The 14,203-nt window shown below is 56.3% G+C and carries 17 protein-coding genes and 1 pseudogene; 8 read left to right on the top strand and 10 right to left on the bottom strand.

The genetic code is table 11. The features are described from left to right. A pseudogene (locus tag ACP5J3_RS05315) lies at positions 1-435 on the top strand (hypothetical protein); the annotation flags it as partial. On the opposite strand, the gene ACP5J3_RS05320 reads toward ACP5J3_RS05315, so the two are convergent. From ACP5J3_RS05320 to ACP5J3_RS05340, 5 genes are all read right to left on the bottom strand, one after another. Continuing rightward, positions 422-1,105, bottom strand: coding sequence for a class I SAM-dependent methyltransferase (locus tag ACP5J3_RS05320; protein ID WP_428494721.1), 684 nt, complete (start codon positions 1,103-1,105; stop codon positions 422-424). The pseudogene ACP5J3_RS05315 and the gene ACP5J3_RS05320 sit on opposite strands and share 14 nt — an antisense overlap. A 201-nt stretch (positions 1,106-1,306) precedes the next feature. After that, the gene (locus ACP5J3_RS05325; protein WP_428494722.1) at positions 1,307-1,771 is read right to left on the bottom strand and encodes a DUF1286 domain-containing protein; all 465 of its coding nucleotides are present in this window, start codon (positions 1,769-1,771) and stop codon (positions 1,307-1,309) included. 199 nt (positions 1,772-1,970) lie between these two features. After that, entirely contained in the window at positions 1,971-2,174 is a 204-nt protein-coding gene (locus ACP5J3_RS05330) for a hypothetical protein (protein ID WP_428494723.1), read from the bottom strand. Positions 2,175-2,197: 23 nt separating this feature from the next. Beyond that, positions 2,198-2,392 (bottom strand): hypothetical protein, encoded by a 195-nt coding sequence (locus ACP5J3_RS05335; protein ID WP_428494724.1) that lies wholly within the window; start codon positions 2,390-2,392, stop codon positions 2,198-2,200. Between the two features lie 228 nt (positions 2,393-2,620). After that, a complete protein-coding gene (locus tag ACP5J3_RS05340; RefSeq protein WP_428494735.1) occupies positions 2,621-3,046 on the bottom strand; it encodes a hypothetical protein in 426 nt (141 codons plus the stop codon). Between ACP5J3_RS05340 and ACP5J3_RS05345 the strand changes: the two genes are divergently transcribed. Beyond that, on the top strand, positions 2,952-3,779 hold the full coding sequence (locus tag ACP5J3_RS05345; RefSeq protein WP_428494725.1) for a SagB/ThcOx family dehydrogenase: 828 nt from the start codon (positions 2,952-2,954) through the stop codon (positions 3,777-3,779). The two genes, ACP5J3_RS05340 and ACP5J3_RS05345, sit on opposite strands and share 95 nt — an antisense overlap. Here ACP5J3_RS05345 and ACP5J3_RS05350 read toward each other — a convergent pair. Beyond that, the gene (locus ACP5J3_RS05350) at positions 3,776-4,975 is read right to left on the bottom strand and encodes a M20 family metallopeptidase (RefSeq protein ID WP_428494726.1); all 1,200 of its coding nucleotides are present in this window, start codon (positions 4,973-4,975) and stop codon (positions 3,776-3,778) included. The genes ACP5J3_RS05345 and ACP5J3_RS05350 overlap by 4 nt on opposite strands. A gap of 86 nt (positions 4,976-5,061) precedes the next feature. Between ACP5J3_RS05350 and ACP5J3_RS05355 the strand changes: the two genes are divergently transcribed. The 5 genes from ACP5J3_RS05355 (at position 5,062) to ACP5J3_RS05375 (ending at position 10,263) form a co-directional block, all read left to right on the top strand. Beyond that, a complete protein-coding gene (locus ACP5J3_RS05355; RefSeq protein WP_428494727.1) occupies positions 5,062-6,702 on the top strand; it encodes a long-chain-fatty-acid--CoA ligase in 1,641 nt (546 codons plus the stop codon). Beyond that, positions 6,699-7,667, top strand: coding sequence for an alcohol dehydrogenase catalytic domain-containing protein (locus ACP5J3_RS05360; protein ID WP_428494728.1), 969 nt, complete (start codon positions 6,699-6,701; stop codon positions 7,665-7,667). Before ACP5J3_RS05355 ends, ACP5J3_RS05360 begins: the two co-directional genes overlap by 4 nt. 12 nt (positions 7,668-7,679) lie before the next feature. After that, positions 7,680-8,438, top strand: coding sequence for a D-aminoacyl-tRNA deacylase (locus ACP5J3_RS05365; RefSeq protein WP_428494729.1), 759 nt, complete (start codon positions 7,680-7,682; stop codon positions 8,436-8,438). 105 nt (positions 8,439-8,543) lie between these two features. Beyond that, positions 8,544-9,653: an MFS transporter gene (locus ACP5J3_RS05370; protein ID WP_428494733.1), complete on the top strand. Its 1,110-nt coding sequence runs from the start codon at positions 8,544-8,546 to the stop codon at positions 9,651-9,653. Then, positions 9,643-10,263: a 6-hydroxymethylpterin diphosphokinase MptE-like protein gene (locus tag ACP5J3_RS05375; RefSeq protein WP_428494730.1), complete on the top strand. Its 621-nt coding sequence runs from the start codon at positions 9,643-9,645 to the stop codon at positions 10,261-10,263. Before ACP5J3_RS05370 ends, ACP5J3_RS05375 begins: the two co-directional genes overlap by 11 nt. Here ACP5J3_RS05375 and ACP5J3_RS05380 read toward each other — a convergent pair. From ACP5J3_RS05380 to cutA, 3 genes are read right to left on the bottom strand one after another with little or no spacing between them, the layout of a single operon-like run. Continuing rightward, entirely contained in the window at positions 10,219-10,515 is a 297-nt protein-coding gene (locus ACP5J3_RS05380) for a hypothetical protein (RefSeq protein WP_428494731.1), read from the bottom strand. The genes ACP5J3_RS05375 and ACP5J3_RS05380 overlap by 45 nt on opposite strands. Next, entirely contained in the window at positions 10,512-11,747 is a 1,236-nt protein-coding gene (locus ACP5J3_RS05385) for a 2,3-bisphosphoglycerate-independent phosphoglycerate mutase (protein ID WP_428494732.1), read from the bottom strand. Before ACP5J3_RS05385 ends, ACP5J3_RS05380 begins: the two co-directional genes overlap by 4 nt. Continuing rightward, positions 11,740-12,051, bottom strand: coding sequence for a divalent-cation tolerance protein CutA (gene cutA / locus ACP5J3_RS05390; RefSeq protein WP_263242976.1), 312 nt, complete (start codon positions 12,049-12,051; stop codon positions 11,740-11,742). Before cutA ends, ACP5J3_RS05385 begins: the two co-directional genes overlap by 8 nt. Before the next feature lie 58 nt (positions 12,052-12,109). On the opposite strand from cutA, the gene ACP5J3_RS05395 reads away from it, so the two are divergent. Next, positions 12,110-12,946: an HD domain-containing protein gene (locus tag ACP5J3_RS05395; protein ID WP_263242974.1), complete on the top strand. Its 837-nt coding sequence runs from the start codon at positions 12,110-12,112 to the stop codon at positions 12,944-12,946. Between the two features lie 243 nt (positions 12,947-13,189). On the opposite strand, the gene ACP5J3_RS05400 is transcribed toward ACP5J3_RS05395, so the two are convergent. Continuing rightward, the gene (locus ACP5J3_RS05400; RefSeq protein ID WP_428494734.1) at positions 13,190-14,161 is read right to left on the bottom strand and encodes a hypothetical protein; all 972 of its coding nucleotides are present in this window, start codon (positions 14,159-14,161) and stop codon (positions 13,190-13,192) included. Between the last annotated feature and the right edge of the window lie 42 nt (positions 14,162-14,203).

A 14,203-nucleotide genomic window follows, 5' to 3' on the forward strand; every position in this document is an offset into this window, starting at 1 on the left:
GGTTTTGACTACCGGCGGGATAACATAGAGATGGCCGCCGGCTCGCTACGCATCAAGCCGGGGGAGTGCAGTGGGGTTGTCTGTATCTACCACGCCACCACCGCCTGCGACGCCGTAAAAATAGCGAGGCGCCACGCCCCCAACGGCGTCGAGTCGGCTCTTCTACTTCATACTCTGTATTGGCTGATAGACCCCGTGAAAGAGCTAAGTTGCATATCTACGCTACTGGGGCCTGGCGGGAAGCTTCTAGTTGGCCAGCAGGTGGTGGAGTCGACGCCGGGTTTAGTGGCGATGGTCACCGCCATGGGTGCTAAACACGTGCTGAGTTGGAAAGGCGTCGAGCAGATTCTGAGGGCGGCTGGATACGAGCTAGTGAAAAGATATCTCAGATATATGCCGTATTACATCGCCGTCTGGGAGCCTAGGCGATCTTAGTTGACCTCGATATGTATATGTACACCGAGCCAAGCCCCTTCTCTCTAAAGATAATTATTGAGGAGTATTTCTCTACAATTTCTCTAAGTTTTGAATTTGGCGGGATTGAGGTTATGATTGTATATATCTTCCCATACTCCCTACACACCTCAGGCGGCGCCACTAGACACACCAGCCTAGGCAATAGATGCTTGGCGTAGAGCCGTAGGAGGCGTCTCACAAACCTGTTGTCGGGGTTTCCTATCGATACCACCACTTGGAACTCCGCCACTCTGCTAAACTCCGCGACGGCCTTCTCGATGTCTGTGGCGGCGTGTAGGGAGTAGCCCGCCAGCAACAAGTCAAAGCAACCGCTTCTAAACGGCATGTATTCAAACATCCCCACGACCCTGTCGTCTGCAACGGTGTTGGGGCGCAGCATCTCCGGCGTCGCGTCTAGAGCAACGACGTACTTCTCAGTCTTTAGGTGGGTCGCCATGTTTCCGGGACCCGCGCCGGCGTCTAGGACTTTAAGCGGCGTCTTGCCATTTAGGCTTAGGAAGAGGGTAACCGCCTCTCTCCGCCACCTGTCTACGTTGCCAAGGGTGGCTACTTTATTGGCCCTTTCGTACATCTCGGCGATTTTTCTGTAGGCCTCCTGTACGGCGCGCCACTCTCCGCGTAGCCCCATGGCTCTCTAGAGGGAGCGTTATTTAAGCTCCTTTGGCTTTTCCAGATGTAGTATCGCTCATACAACATAACCATGGGGAGAAGGGATCGTTCATCGTCAAAAACCTCATCTTCAAGTAAGTCGAAGAATACATATACGATATCAACTCAAGAAAATTGTATAAGGGAATGGTAAAGGCGCTCGCGAATCAGCGGGATCATATTAAGGATGTGGAGAATGGAGGAAACCGGCGATGATTGCGAGGAGTGAGAACATCGTCGTTAGCCCGTTAGCCATCGGATCGTTGTGTCTAAGATGCGCAAATGCAAATCTCTCGTACCTCCCATTGCGCCTAACGTATATCCCATGCTCCGTGAATGCGTCTAGTAAGAGGTGGGAGAGGGCCTCGATAGCTCCGACCACCGCCGAGGCCCAAGGCGCAACATGGAGAGCGATTGCAAACACCAATCCCAGGAACCCGCCTGTAACCGCCCCCAAGACTGTTGCGTGTAGAGGCTCGTGGGTACGGGGGCTACGCCTGCCACGTTCATGGCCATAGAAGTCAATGAGGGGGTTTATGAAGGAGAGTATTGCGGCTGTTGCCAACGCGTACGTGGGCGGGACAGCTAGTAAGTAGAGCAACGCTAAGAAGCCCACCGCGGTGCTGAAGGCCATGTGTGTGTTCAATAATATAACAACAAATGTAGAGAGGTAATTAAAAATTTAACGCGGTTCCTTTATTCCTCCACCGGGGATTTAGAAATCAGCAAGGAATGGTCATTTTTGACTACCTCCACCTAGCAGAGAAATGGACGCGTCTTGAGCGCCGCAGATAATAGCCAGATCTTACACTACACTTTTCAGTACGTCTCCACCACAACACTGGCTAGCACATCTCCCATCTTATCAATCTCCGCCCACTTACGCCGCATGAAATGCGCCATGGTGGTTGACAAACGACTGCAGGTTTTAGAAGGGGCGAGTTTATGTATATCCCGGTGCCGTATAGCGTCGAGACGACTGACAACATCACAGACATGGGCACGGTTTTCCACTTCTCCCAGCGGCACTCCCTCAATCCAAGCTTCAATGCCTTGACGCCTATGAAATTTATTAACAAGTTCCTGACCTCCTCCCGCGATCTCTAAAGTGCCTCCTCCGTCTGCCGCGGCACCTCTTCTCAACCTCGACGCAGGTTACCAAAACCATATCGATACCCAGCTCGCGCTTCACGTCTTCAAAACATGATTTTGACTGGCGCAAGGACTTGACCATATACGCCGCCTTTCCAACATCCCCAAACCACAAGGCACCACTATTTGAAAATACATACTCTAAGGACAGTTTAGCACACATGGGCTAACCGAGGCTCACTCCGTCCCCGAAGGGGTTACGGGGCAACGCTGTGTCTAATATATGTCTGGAGAAGGAACTGCGTTAACCTTCCGGGCGGCTTCCTCCCCCGAGGGGCCACTAGGCGTCTCAGGGCCTCGTTCTCCGGGACGCCAGGAGAGCAGAAAGTGTACATCCCATGCCTCAGCCTAGGTAGATGTATATAAGCCACGCCGCCACTGCCAGCCCGAGAAACCAGAGCCACCAGAAGTCCCTCCCCATTCTCAAAAACCAGACATCAAGCCCCGCGACGCCGTGGACAACGGCGGTGAGTATTGTTGCGAGTATTGGCCAGTCTAGATGAAGTCTTGAACACACAGCGTACCCGCTTAGGAGGCCGAGGGTGGCTCTCTCAACGAGCTCGGGCTTTACGAGGCAGAGGCCGGAGAGGGCTGAGAGGAGGCCAAACACCATTAGTAAAACCGCGGTTACGTCCAAGACGTAAAAGCTTATAGCTATTCTCCCAGACATAGAAGTGTTCAGACGCGGCTTCTTAAAATTCCTCGTGGCTACGCCCCTCGGCAGATTTCTATCCGGCGTCCTAGCCGCCTCGACATCTTCACTAGCCATTTATTTTCATGTATCTCATACGGATGTGAAGAAAGGCACAGCAAGAGGCGAAAAGATAATTGCCCTGCCTTACCCAAAGCTACGCGGCTCGATCTCTGTTGAAGAGGCTCTGGCAAATAGGAGGTCGGTTAGAGAGTTTAGGGAGGAGCCGCTGACGCTAGAGGAGCTGGGGCAGATCCTCTGGGCGGCGTACGGCATCTCTGAAGTAACCTACGGACTGAGGACGGCGCCTAGCGCCGGTGCGCAGTACCCCCTGGAGCTATACGCCGTCGTGGGAGAACGCGGCGTCGAGGCGCAGGGCGGCTTCCTAACCCCCGGCGTGTATCACTACGACCCCCACGCCCACGCCATTTCGCTGAGGAAGGAGGGTGACTATAGAAGGGAGCTTTACCACGCGGCGCTTGAGCAGATCTGGGTCTTAACGGCGCCGGTTTCGCTGGTCTTCACCGCTGTCTACAGCCGCACTGTGAGGGTCTACGGCGAGAGGGGGCGCGTTAGGTATGTCCCCATGGACCTGGGCCACGCCGGCCAGAACGTCTACCTCCAAGCCACTGCCATGGGTCTTGGAACCGTGGCGGTGGGCGCCTTCTACGACGAGGAGGTGGCTAGGATACTCGACCTGTCGGCTGAGGAGACGCCGCTGTACATAATGCCTATTGGGAGGCCGCTGACGAGATACCACTTGACAGAGGAGGAGCTGGTTAGGTACTTCGAGCGGCGGAGGCGGCGCTAGGTCTTGGCGTTCAGCCGCTTTATTAGCCTGTAGTAGGCCTCGGCTACGTTTAGCACTTGGCGCATCTCCACGTATTCGTCTAGGGCGTGGGCGAGGCCTATGGGGCCCGGCCCGTAGGTTGCGGTGGGGATTCCCTGCTTTATGAAAAACCTCGCGTCTAGCCCGCCGATGCAGACTGTCCTCCTAGGCTTCCTCCCGATTACCTCCTCTACAGACGCCGAGAGGGCCTCGATGAGTGGGTGGCTGGGCTCCACCAACGCGGCCTCGGAGACGTTGGTCACCTTCACCTCGACTCTGTGGGGGAGCTCCTTGGCCACGCGCTCGACGAAATCTATAAATTCTTTTTTCACCGCTTCTAAATCCTCCTCTGGTATCACTCTGCGATCTACGGAGAAGGCGAAGTATCCGGGCACCACGTTGGTCTTGACGGAGCCGCGAACCTCTCCTCCTATTGTCACGGTGGGGGTGGCACCCCTCGGATCGTCGTATTCATATTTACTAGACCTGGCGGCTATCAACTTGGCGTATTCCTGTAGTCTGTAGGCGATGTACGCCGCCCCCTCGAAGGCGTTCAGCCCCTGCCATGGAGTGGAGCCGTGTGCCTGTTTTCCATACACCTCCACCATAAACCACACCAATCCCCTGTGGCCAATCCATATGTTATCCTCGCCGGAGCCCTCGGCGATTACGACCCACGGCGCCGTGATTTTGCCCGACTTCGCCAAGTAGCCGGCGCCGGTTTCGCCGCCGATCTCCTCGTCAGGTACAAATGATATCTCGAAGTTTTTCAGCCCAGCCGATACGGCCTTCTCAACGGCGAGCATGATTGAGGTCAGCCCGCCTTTCATATCCACCGCGCCTCTTCCGTAGAGCCTCCCGTCTCGGTAGAGGGGCTCGAAGGGTTTTGTTACTCTCCAGCTCTCCAGTGGGCCTGGCGGCACGACGTCGTAGTGGCCGTTGAAGTGTATTTTTGGCTCTCCGCTTCTCGCCAGTAGAATCAGCCTTGGGTAGTCGGCGCATTCCGCACAGCGTTTTGACACCTCCGCCTTAGGAACCTCTACGATTTCTGTTTCTAGTCCGAGGGATTTGAAAAACTTCTCGGCGTACTCCACAAGCTCTGCGTATTTCTCGCCGGGTGGATTGACGGTGGGTATTGATATGAGCTTGCTTAGGATAGATACGGCTCTTGACTCCATGTGGCTGTGAGCCGAGTTGTTAATAAAAGTGATGTCTTAGCCTAGCGTCTAAAGAAATAATTAAAAGACAATTCAATCTTTAGCACATGGAGAAATACCAACTTACGTTGAGTAATTTATGGAAATATATAAAGGAGATATATGGGGATGTTGAAGTGGCTTATCTACCTCCCCATGGGAACAACATCAGATCTACCTATGGACGTGAATATGAGAGAAGCCTCCGCCTCGCCGATGGGCTGAGGCTTTTAGGCATAGCTCCTGGCGATAGAGTCGCCACGCTGGACTGGAACACTATCTGGCATTTTGACCTGTACTGGGCCGTGCCCGGCATGGGGGCTGTGCTCCACCCGCTCAACGTGAGGCTCGCCCCCGAGGACTTGGTGTATATAATAAACCATGCGCAGGACAAGGCGTTGATTTACCACAGAGACTTCGCGCCCCTCGTGGAGAAGCTAAAGCCGCGTCTAAAGTCTGTTCAGCTGTATATACAGATATCAGACGGTTTAGGCACAGCTACGCGAGATCCAGAAATTGAAGACGTAATTAAGCAGGGGGAGCCCAGACCTCTCCCGGAGATAGGCGAAGACACGGTCGCTACTATTGGGTACACAAGTGGAACCACTGGGAAGCCGAAGGGGGCGTACTTCACACACAGGGCGCTGACTCTACATACCTTGGTAACTGCGGTGGCCTTCGCCGGCTTTAGAGGCTTTGCAAGGCCGGAGTGCGCAGAGGAGCAGTGCGCCCTTATGCAACTCGTTCCAATGTTCCACGTACATGGATGGGGCACTCCCTGGACTTTTGCCTTGTTGGGCTGGCGCCAGATTTATCCAGGCCGCTTTGATCCAAACCACACAGTTAAACTCATCGCAGAGGAGGGGGTGAAGACAATGGCGGGGGTTCCCACGATGCTCTACATGTTGCTAACCGCACCCGAATTTCCAAAGTACGCCGAAAAGATCAAGGCCGTGAGGCCCATATTCGTGGTGGGGGGCGCCGCGTTGCCCAAAGAGCTTGCCAGGAAAGCCGCCGAGGCCGGCTTCATACCGAGGGTGGGCTACGGCATGACCGAAACAGCGCCTATACTTACGCTGGGCTTCTTCAGACCCACCGAGGAAATTCCAAAAGAGGTAGATAGGTACTACGACTTGTTGACAGCCACGGGTCTGCCTATTCCTCTTGTTGACTTGTTGGTGGTTGACGAGGGTTTGAGGCCTGTTCCTCGTGATGGGAGATCTGTGGGTGAGATTGTGGTTAGGGCTCCTTGGGTTACTCCAGAGTATCTCGGCGACGTGGAGAAGACGCGGGAGGCTTGGCGTGGCGGGTGGTTCCACACAGGCGACGTGGCCGTCTGGCTACCGGACGGCCGTGTGAGAATTGTAGATAGGGCGAAGGACGTAATTAAGTCGGGTGGGGAGTGGATTTCTTCACTTCAGCTTGAAGATTTGATAATGACACATCCAGCTGTGGCGCAGGTGGCTGTCGTGGGCGTGCCGCACGAGAAGTGGGGCGAGCGTCCGGTGGCTGTGGTAGTTCTAAAGCCGGGGGCCTCCGCCACCGAACAAGACATAATTAAGCACTTGGAGAAATTTGTAGAGGCGGGGAAGATACCTAAATGGTGGCTCCCAGACAAGGTAATCTTCACAACACAACTCCCACTTACAGGCACCGGCAAGATAGATAAAAAAGTACTAAGAGAGCAGTATAAAGGGGTGTTGAGGTGAGGGCTGTTCAGTTAGTCAAATTTGGAGAGCCGCGGGAGGCGCTACGCTATACGGATTTGCCAGACCCGGCCCCGGGGCCCGGCGACGTCCTTGTTAAAATAGAGGCGGCTGGCGTCTGCGGGAGGGACCTCGTCGTGAGGAAAGGCGCTTTCCCGCATGTAAAGCCTCCGGTGGTGCCGGGACACGAGGGGGTTGGCAAGGTTGTGGAGGTGGGCCCCGGCGTTGAGAGAGACGTGGTGGGCAACAGGGTCTTCCTCTCGGCGATTTACGACGGGACGTGTGACTACTGCAGACGGGGGTTTGAAAATCTGTGTAGAAACGCCGAGTTGCTGGGCGAGTCGCGCAACGGCACATACGCCGAGTATGTGGTGCTGCCGGCGAGGTTCGCGCACCCGTTCCACGGCGTCGACCCGAGGGTCGCGGTGGTGGCCACGTGTCCCCTCGCCACGGCTGTCTACACGCTTAGGCATGTCGATGTGGAGGGGAGGAGGGTGCTCGTGGTAGGCGCCGGGGGCACCGGCGTCTACATCGCACAGCTAGCCAAGGTGAGGGGAGGGGAGGTCTACATCTCCACGAGGTCGCCCGAGAAGGCGGCTGTGTTGAGGCAGTTGGGTCTAGAGGTGGCGGCGGAGGGCGACAAGGATTTCGATGTAGTCATCGACACGGTGGGTAGCCCCACCCTGGAGCGTTCTCTAAAGCTGGCTAGGAGGGCGGGGAGTGTGGTGGTTATAGGCAACGTGACGGGGGAGAGGGCGTCGCTAAGCCCCGCCCTGGTGATACTAAGGCAGTTGAAGGTCCTAGGCAGTATGGCGTTCAGGCCTTGGGATATATACGAGGCGCTTGACTTGTTAAAACGGGGGCTTATAAAGCCGCTCTACGCCGAGTACAGACTGCAAGACGCGGCTAGGGCCCATGAAGATATGGAAAGGGGGGTGGTGGTGGGCAGAGCAGTTTTAATACCCTGAGCTCTCCCCCATGTGTACGTCCTGGTCATCTCGCTCGGCGACCCGGTCTCCCGCACGTTTTTAGAAGTTGCTCCGGACATGCCTCTGGTTGAGACGCGGGGTGGTTTAGAAATTAGGAAGTTTAGAGACGTCCCCGTCGTGGTTCACAGGGGCGATCCCACCGAGTTTAGTAATGAGGAGGTCTTGGCATCCCTCGGCAGACACGCCATATTTATTTCACGCCACGAGATGGCTAATCCAAGGCCTTTATTTACTGTGCACACCCCAGGGGGCTGGCCCGACGTCTCGGTGGCGCACCCGCACCTCGTCTCTTCGCTGTACAGATCTCTATGTAGAGGCGCCTACGAGCCCTTCGGCTGCGCGTTCGAGGCGACGCACCACCCCCCAAACACCAGCGCCGTGTCGGCCACTTTTATCGAGGTGGGTAGCACCGAGAAGGAGTGGAGAGATAGAAAAGCCGTCGAGACGCTTGTCCATGTGGTTGAGGAGGTGACGGGCAGGGAGCTGGAGAGACGCCCCCCGGCGATGGTGGTGGGGGATCTCCACTACGTCACGGTCGCGGACGCGGTGCTGAGGGGCGACGTGGACATAGGCCACGTGGTGCCTAAGTACGTGGAGATAACGCTGGGAGTCGTGCAGACCGCCTTTAGGAAACACGTCACTTCTGTAGAAAAAGTCTTTCTATTTAGGAAGAATGTGAAGAACCCGGCAAGGGCGGAGATCGTCGAGTTCCTTAGGGGTAGCGGCGTGGAGGTGGTGCTCAAGGGTTGACCTAGGAGAGGTTGCACTGTACAGCAGTTATTTTTAAAAGGCTGTGTTGTTAATTGCGACGTGAGGGGGGAGGCGAGGCTGATTATCTTAAGCGGCCTCGGCTGGATGTTTGACGCGTGGGATGTCTTGATCCTGTCCTACCTACTGGTCGCCGCCGCCGGGGAGCTGGCACTGGATACCCAGAGAAAGACGTTGATTATACTCGCCAACAACCTGGGCATGTTGATAGGCGCCGCGCTGTTCGGCCGTCTGGCCGATAGATTCGGCAGGCGGAAAATATTCATGGCGACTCTCCTCCTCTACAGCCTGGGCACCGGCGCCGCGGCTCTGGCGAGATCGTGGCTGGAATTCGCCGTAGTGAGGTTCTTCGCGGGTCTGGGGCTCGGCGGCGAGTTGCCGGTGGTTGCGACGTATGTCTCGGAGAACTCCCCGCCGGAGAGGAGGGGGAGAAACGTGGTGCTTCTAGAAAGCTTCTGGTCCCTAGGGGCGGTGCTAGCCGCCGCCACATCTCTCTATCTCTTCACGTCTATTGGATGGAGGGTGTCGCTTGTCCTCCTCAGCCTAACCGCCTTTTACGTATTTGTAATACGCCTCGCCCTGCCCGAATCGCAGAGATGGATAGAGTCCAGAGGGGCGCGACCGCTGAGTGCCGCCGCGGTGCCTCAAGTCGATCTGTATAGGCTCTCCATTGTTTCGGCCATCTGGCTAATGCTGGCCTTTGGATACTACGGGGCTTTTCTCTGGCTACCCACCATGTTGGTAAAGGAGAGGGGCTTTACCTACGTGGGCACGTACGAATTTATGTTTATAACCACCCTGGCGCAGCTACCCGGCTACTTCTCCGCGGCGTATCTAGTGGAGAAGCTAGGCCGCAGACCTGTGGGCTCTCTGTACTTCCTCCTGTCAGCCGCCTCTGCGGTGTTGTTTACCTACAGCGGGGCGTCGGGGGAGCTCGTCGTGTGGGCCCTCGCGCTTAACTTCTTCAACCTAGGCGTGTGGGGGGTGATATACGCATACACGCCTGAGCTGTTCCCCACAGCTGTGAGAGGAGTCGCCACGGGCATGTCTGGCTCCGCGGCGAGGGTGGGCATGATACTTGGGCCCATGCTCTACCCGCTCTACTCCTCCACGGCCCTCATAATCATCGCCGCCGTATGGGCAACGGCCTCGGCGCTCATCTGGCTCCTCCCCGAGACCAAGGGCCGTGCCGTGTAGACCCGTAATATTTGACCCCCTTGAGTGGACCTACGTCTACACCCTAGCCAAGAGGCTACTGCCGGAGCTCTCCTTCGACAGAGATCTAGAGGCGACGCGCGCGGCGGCTGGCTTCCCCGGCGAGTCTATAGAGGCGCTTAGGGATTTCGACTGGTGTTGCCCAGCTATCTACATGCCGCCGTTTGAGCGGCTGATAAGCGGCAACGTTACCGTTGCCGTCGAGGGCTACACAGCCGAGAAGCTGGCGAGACGCGGCGTCAAGCCGGACGTAGTCGTCAGCGACCTCGACTTCAATCCCCAGGGCGTGGGGCTGGGTAGAGTCGCGGTGGTTCACGTACATGGAGATAACTACTGGCTAGTCCCCCGCGGCCCCTATGTCTACACAGTGCAGACGTGGCCGGTGGGCTGCACCGCCAACGTCTCGGGATTTACCGACGGGGACAGAGCCGTCTACTTGGCCTACTACATGGGCGCGCGGGAGATCGCGATATCGGGCTTCAACCCCGAGGCCCCCGTCAAGAGAGGCGACTTGGTGAAGAGGAAGAAGCTGGCTCTGGCGAGCCATCTACTCAATAGGCTCTCGCGGAGAGTCGCCGTAAGTTTTGTGTAGAAGATATTGGATTGTGTAGCGGAGGCTTGCGATTTTCCTCTCGTCTCTCTCAATTCTCAGGTACTCCTCAAGCGCGAGTTGTATAGGCGACATGTCCTGCCCCGAGATTACGACGCAGGGAGAGCCCCCGCAGAGGGCCAGGGTGTAGACAGTTCGGAAGGGGTCGAAGTCTATGAAAAACCAGATCTGGCCGCCCACCTCCTCGATTGCCCTCCTCAGCCTAGAGATGGGGATGATGCCTAGGTCGATCACTCGCCGAACTTCTCGGTTAGGGTTAGGTAGCTACCTAGAATCGGCATGACGTCTATGCCCCTCAGCCTCCCCAAGGCGCCTCTCCAACACGTGAGCTCTGAGAACTTCCCCACGTCGTCGGCGACGACGTCGGGTCCGTAGAGAAGTATCGGCACGGGCTCGCCTGTGTGCTCCCTCACGCTGACTGGAGTGGCGTGGTCTGAGGTGACCACGACATAGTTCTTCAACAGGGTGTCTAGATACGGAGCCAGCGCCTTGTCCAGCCTCTCGATGACAGACACCTTCCCGCCGAAGTCCCCGTCGTGGCTGGTGCTGTCTGTCCCCTTGACGTGTAGAAACACCAGGTCATACGTAGACATGAGATCCACGGCGAGCTTAACCGCATTGTCAAAGACGTCGTCCTTCGTCCCGCCGAGACCGGGCGCTGTGTATACATCCATGCCCACCGCCCGCGCCACGCCTCTGATTAACGCAACCCCCGCAATGGCGGCGGCCTTGATGTTGTACCTCTCCCTGATGGGCTCTATATGCGGCATATAGCCGCCGCCCCTGAGGAGAATTGCGTTTATCGGCAGACGCCCCTGCAACCTCCTGGCCTTGTTCACCTCCATCTCCCTAGACGCCTCTCTGAAGCGTCTCGTAATTTCGTTAACCACCTCCGCCGTGAGGGCCGCCTCTTTACTGTTGTCAAGAGGTACCGACTGCATAATCTTGGCCCCGACCTTGTGCGGATCCGTATCGCTTACCTTGTGGCTCACCGCCCCTCTCAGCACCAGAACCCCCCTGTGCTCCACCGTGGATTTGTACAACACCTCGACGCCGTACCTCCGCCCCACCTCCTCGCCTATCTTACTCATCAACTCCTCCACGGTCCTGGCCTCCTCGGGCGCTATGTAGCGGCCCGCACGTCTATCCAGCACCACGTCCGAGTCGTCGACCGTGGCTAGGTTTGTCCGGAATGCCACGTCGCCGGGCTTCAGCGCCACGTCTGCCCCGAGGGCCTCAAAGGCGCCGCGCCCCGTGTAGTACCTATACGGGTCGTATCCAAATAAGGCTAAATGCGCCGTGTCGGAGCCAGGCCTGACGCCGGGGGATATGGGATCAAGCACGCCGCACGACCCGAGAGATGTTAGGTAGTCTATCGTGGGCTTGAAGGCTACGTGAAACGGCGTCTTTCCGCCGCTCGGCCTGTCCCCCCCGCCGTCGAACAGAATCCACAAGACGCTAGGCATGGGTCTCCCGCTCGACCCATTTTAAATACTCCCTGTAGCCCCCCGATATGGGCAACGCTATTATCTCGGGCACCTGGTAGGGGTGTACAGACTTCACCTCTTTTATAAGCTCGTCTAACTTATCTGCGCTGGTCTTGACTATTAGGAGAACCTCGTCGGCCTCTTCAATCTTTCCATCCCACCAATACATTGAACTCACCGGCGACATGTTGACACAAGCCGCAAGCCTCCTCTCCAAAATATGCCTAGCTATTTTCTTACCACTCTCCCTATCTGGAGCTGTGATAAATACAGTTGTATACATAGGGAATGGGTTTTGGATTATATTAAAAATTTAAAATTGGGTCAATCTCCCCATTAGAGTGGAGAAGGAGCTTGTATATGAAGTTGGCGTGAAGCTGATCGATAGAATTATCCCAGACAGCGATAGGGTTAGAAAGGTGTGGGAGCTCCTTACGTCTGATGTGGAGGTCCAGGCGTATCTAAAAATGGCCAACGTCTTCGCCGTACAGAGGCTACGGTACAACGACCATGGCCCAGTCCACTCGAGAATTGTGGCTGGCAGCGCCCTGGCTATATACAAAATTCTCGCCGACAAGGGGTTCAAGCCCAGCGTCGTCGCCGACGGCGTGGGCGACTGGGAGGACTCCATGGTGGTGACGCTGATGGGCGCCTATCTACACGACATTGGAAACTCGGTACACAGGACACACCACCCCATATACTCCGCCTTGCTGACAGACAGGATAGCCGAGAAGATACTGTCGAAGGTGTACGGCAACACAGAGAAGATGTACATGCTCAAACAGGAGGTGATGCACGCCGTGTTCTGCCACGACGAGGCGTACAACTGCCTCACGTTTGAGGCGGCCTGCGCCAAGATTGCAGACGGGACAGATATGAGCAGCGGGAGGGCTAGGTACCCCTACAGAGCTGGGAAAAACGACATACACGCGCTGAGCGCCCTGGCTATAGAGCGGGTAGAACTCGTAGCAAACGAAACCAGGCCCCTAGCCATCAACGTACACATGACAAACGAGACTGGTATATTCCAGATAGACACCGTCCTAGGCCAGAAAATCGCCACCTCCGGCCTGGCGCCCTACGTAGAGGTGAGAGCCTTCACAAAAGGAAAGCTATTTGCAGTCAGGACATTCGAAACCACGCACCGCATAGACAGTAGACCGTCAGTAAAGTAGAATTCCTCAAAAGGGGCCCTAGCTCAGCGTCGGCCCGCCGCGTAGCGCTGTCCCACACCTCTCCGTATAGAGGCGGGGCCGCCCGAGGCCTCCTACTGTAGAACGCCGCGGAGGAGCGGCCGCTCATGTGTAGGTCGTGGCTGTGATTGCGCCAGCTCGTCCCCGCGTTAGACACCTGCCGTGGCACGATGGGGGTGGTAGGAGTGGGGGGCTAATTCAACTGAGGGGTATGGACCTGGCTCTTCAGCTGGAGGTCAGCTTGACGATTTTTGATGCCTTTTCTAAGTCGCCTCGTACTACTTCGAGTAGTAGCTTCATTGTTTTGCACTTGTCGTCTCCTTCGAGTATGGGGATGATCTTTACATAGACTTCGTACACGCCCTCGACGATCTTCTCGTCGAGTTTGGCCAGGGAGTTTTTCAACTGGGGGAGCTGGACGCTTTCGATAGGTTCTCCGATAATTATCTTGCCTATGTGCTTGTCGGTGCCCCTCACGCTAATTAGAAAGGTGGACGGGTCGGCTCTGAGGTACTCTAGGTGCTCCGGCAGGAGTGATATGTCCAGCTTTTCAAAAAGCTCCCTCGTGTGGGGAGCGGCTAGCTGGACTATCCTCTCGACGCAGTTGGCGATTTTCCTAGGCGTGACACATGACAGGTTGCAGTCTTCGCAACGTGGGTGGGCAATTTTCAAGAGCTCCACGGTGTACTTAACCTCGTCAAATCTGAGACTCTTTCCATACGCCGTCAGCACAGAAACCACGGCTTTCTCTATCTCTGCGCAGTCGGCCGCCTTCTCCATGATCTCCCTCAACACGCAGTTTCTCGCAAATATTGAGCGTAGCCTCTCCCTAGCCTCGTCAAGCCTCCCCTCGTGGAGCAGTTTGCCGACCTCCACGGCCGCCGCGGTGAATTTTCCAGAGGCTGTCAAGCCGAGGGAGCTGAGGGTGGGGGTTATCACCCTCGCCAGGCTCCTAGACAGCTTATACTCGTCTAGAAACTCCGATATGACGTCGCCGACGCCGAGCACCCCCTGTGCATACTTTACGTATACCCTCTTCAGCAGAGCGAGGAGTCTGTCGGGGGGCACCCTGATGTACCAAGAGTTGTATTGACATTCGGACCTCTGCAACTCCTCCCTAAGCCTCTTGCAAAGTCTCTCGAGGTCGTCGATTGTCGCGATAACCTCCTCGTGGCCGTCTACGCGGATCAAAACCACGTCTAGATCGCAGTATAGAATTAAAAATCGGTGCGATACTGT

It is taken from the genome of Pyrobaculum sp., from assembly GCF_049971835.1.
In the GTDB taxonomy this organism is placed as follows: domain Archaea; phylum Thermoproteota; class Thermoprotei; order Thermoproteales; family Thermoproteaceae; genus Pyrobaculum.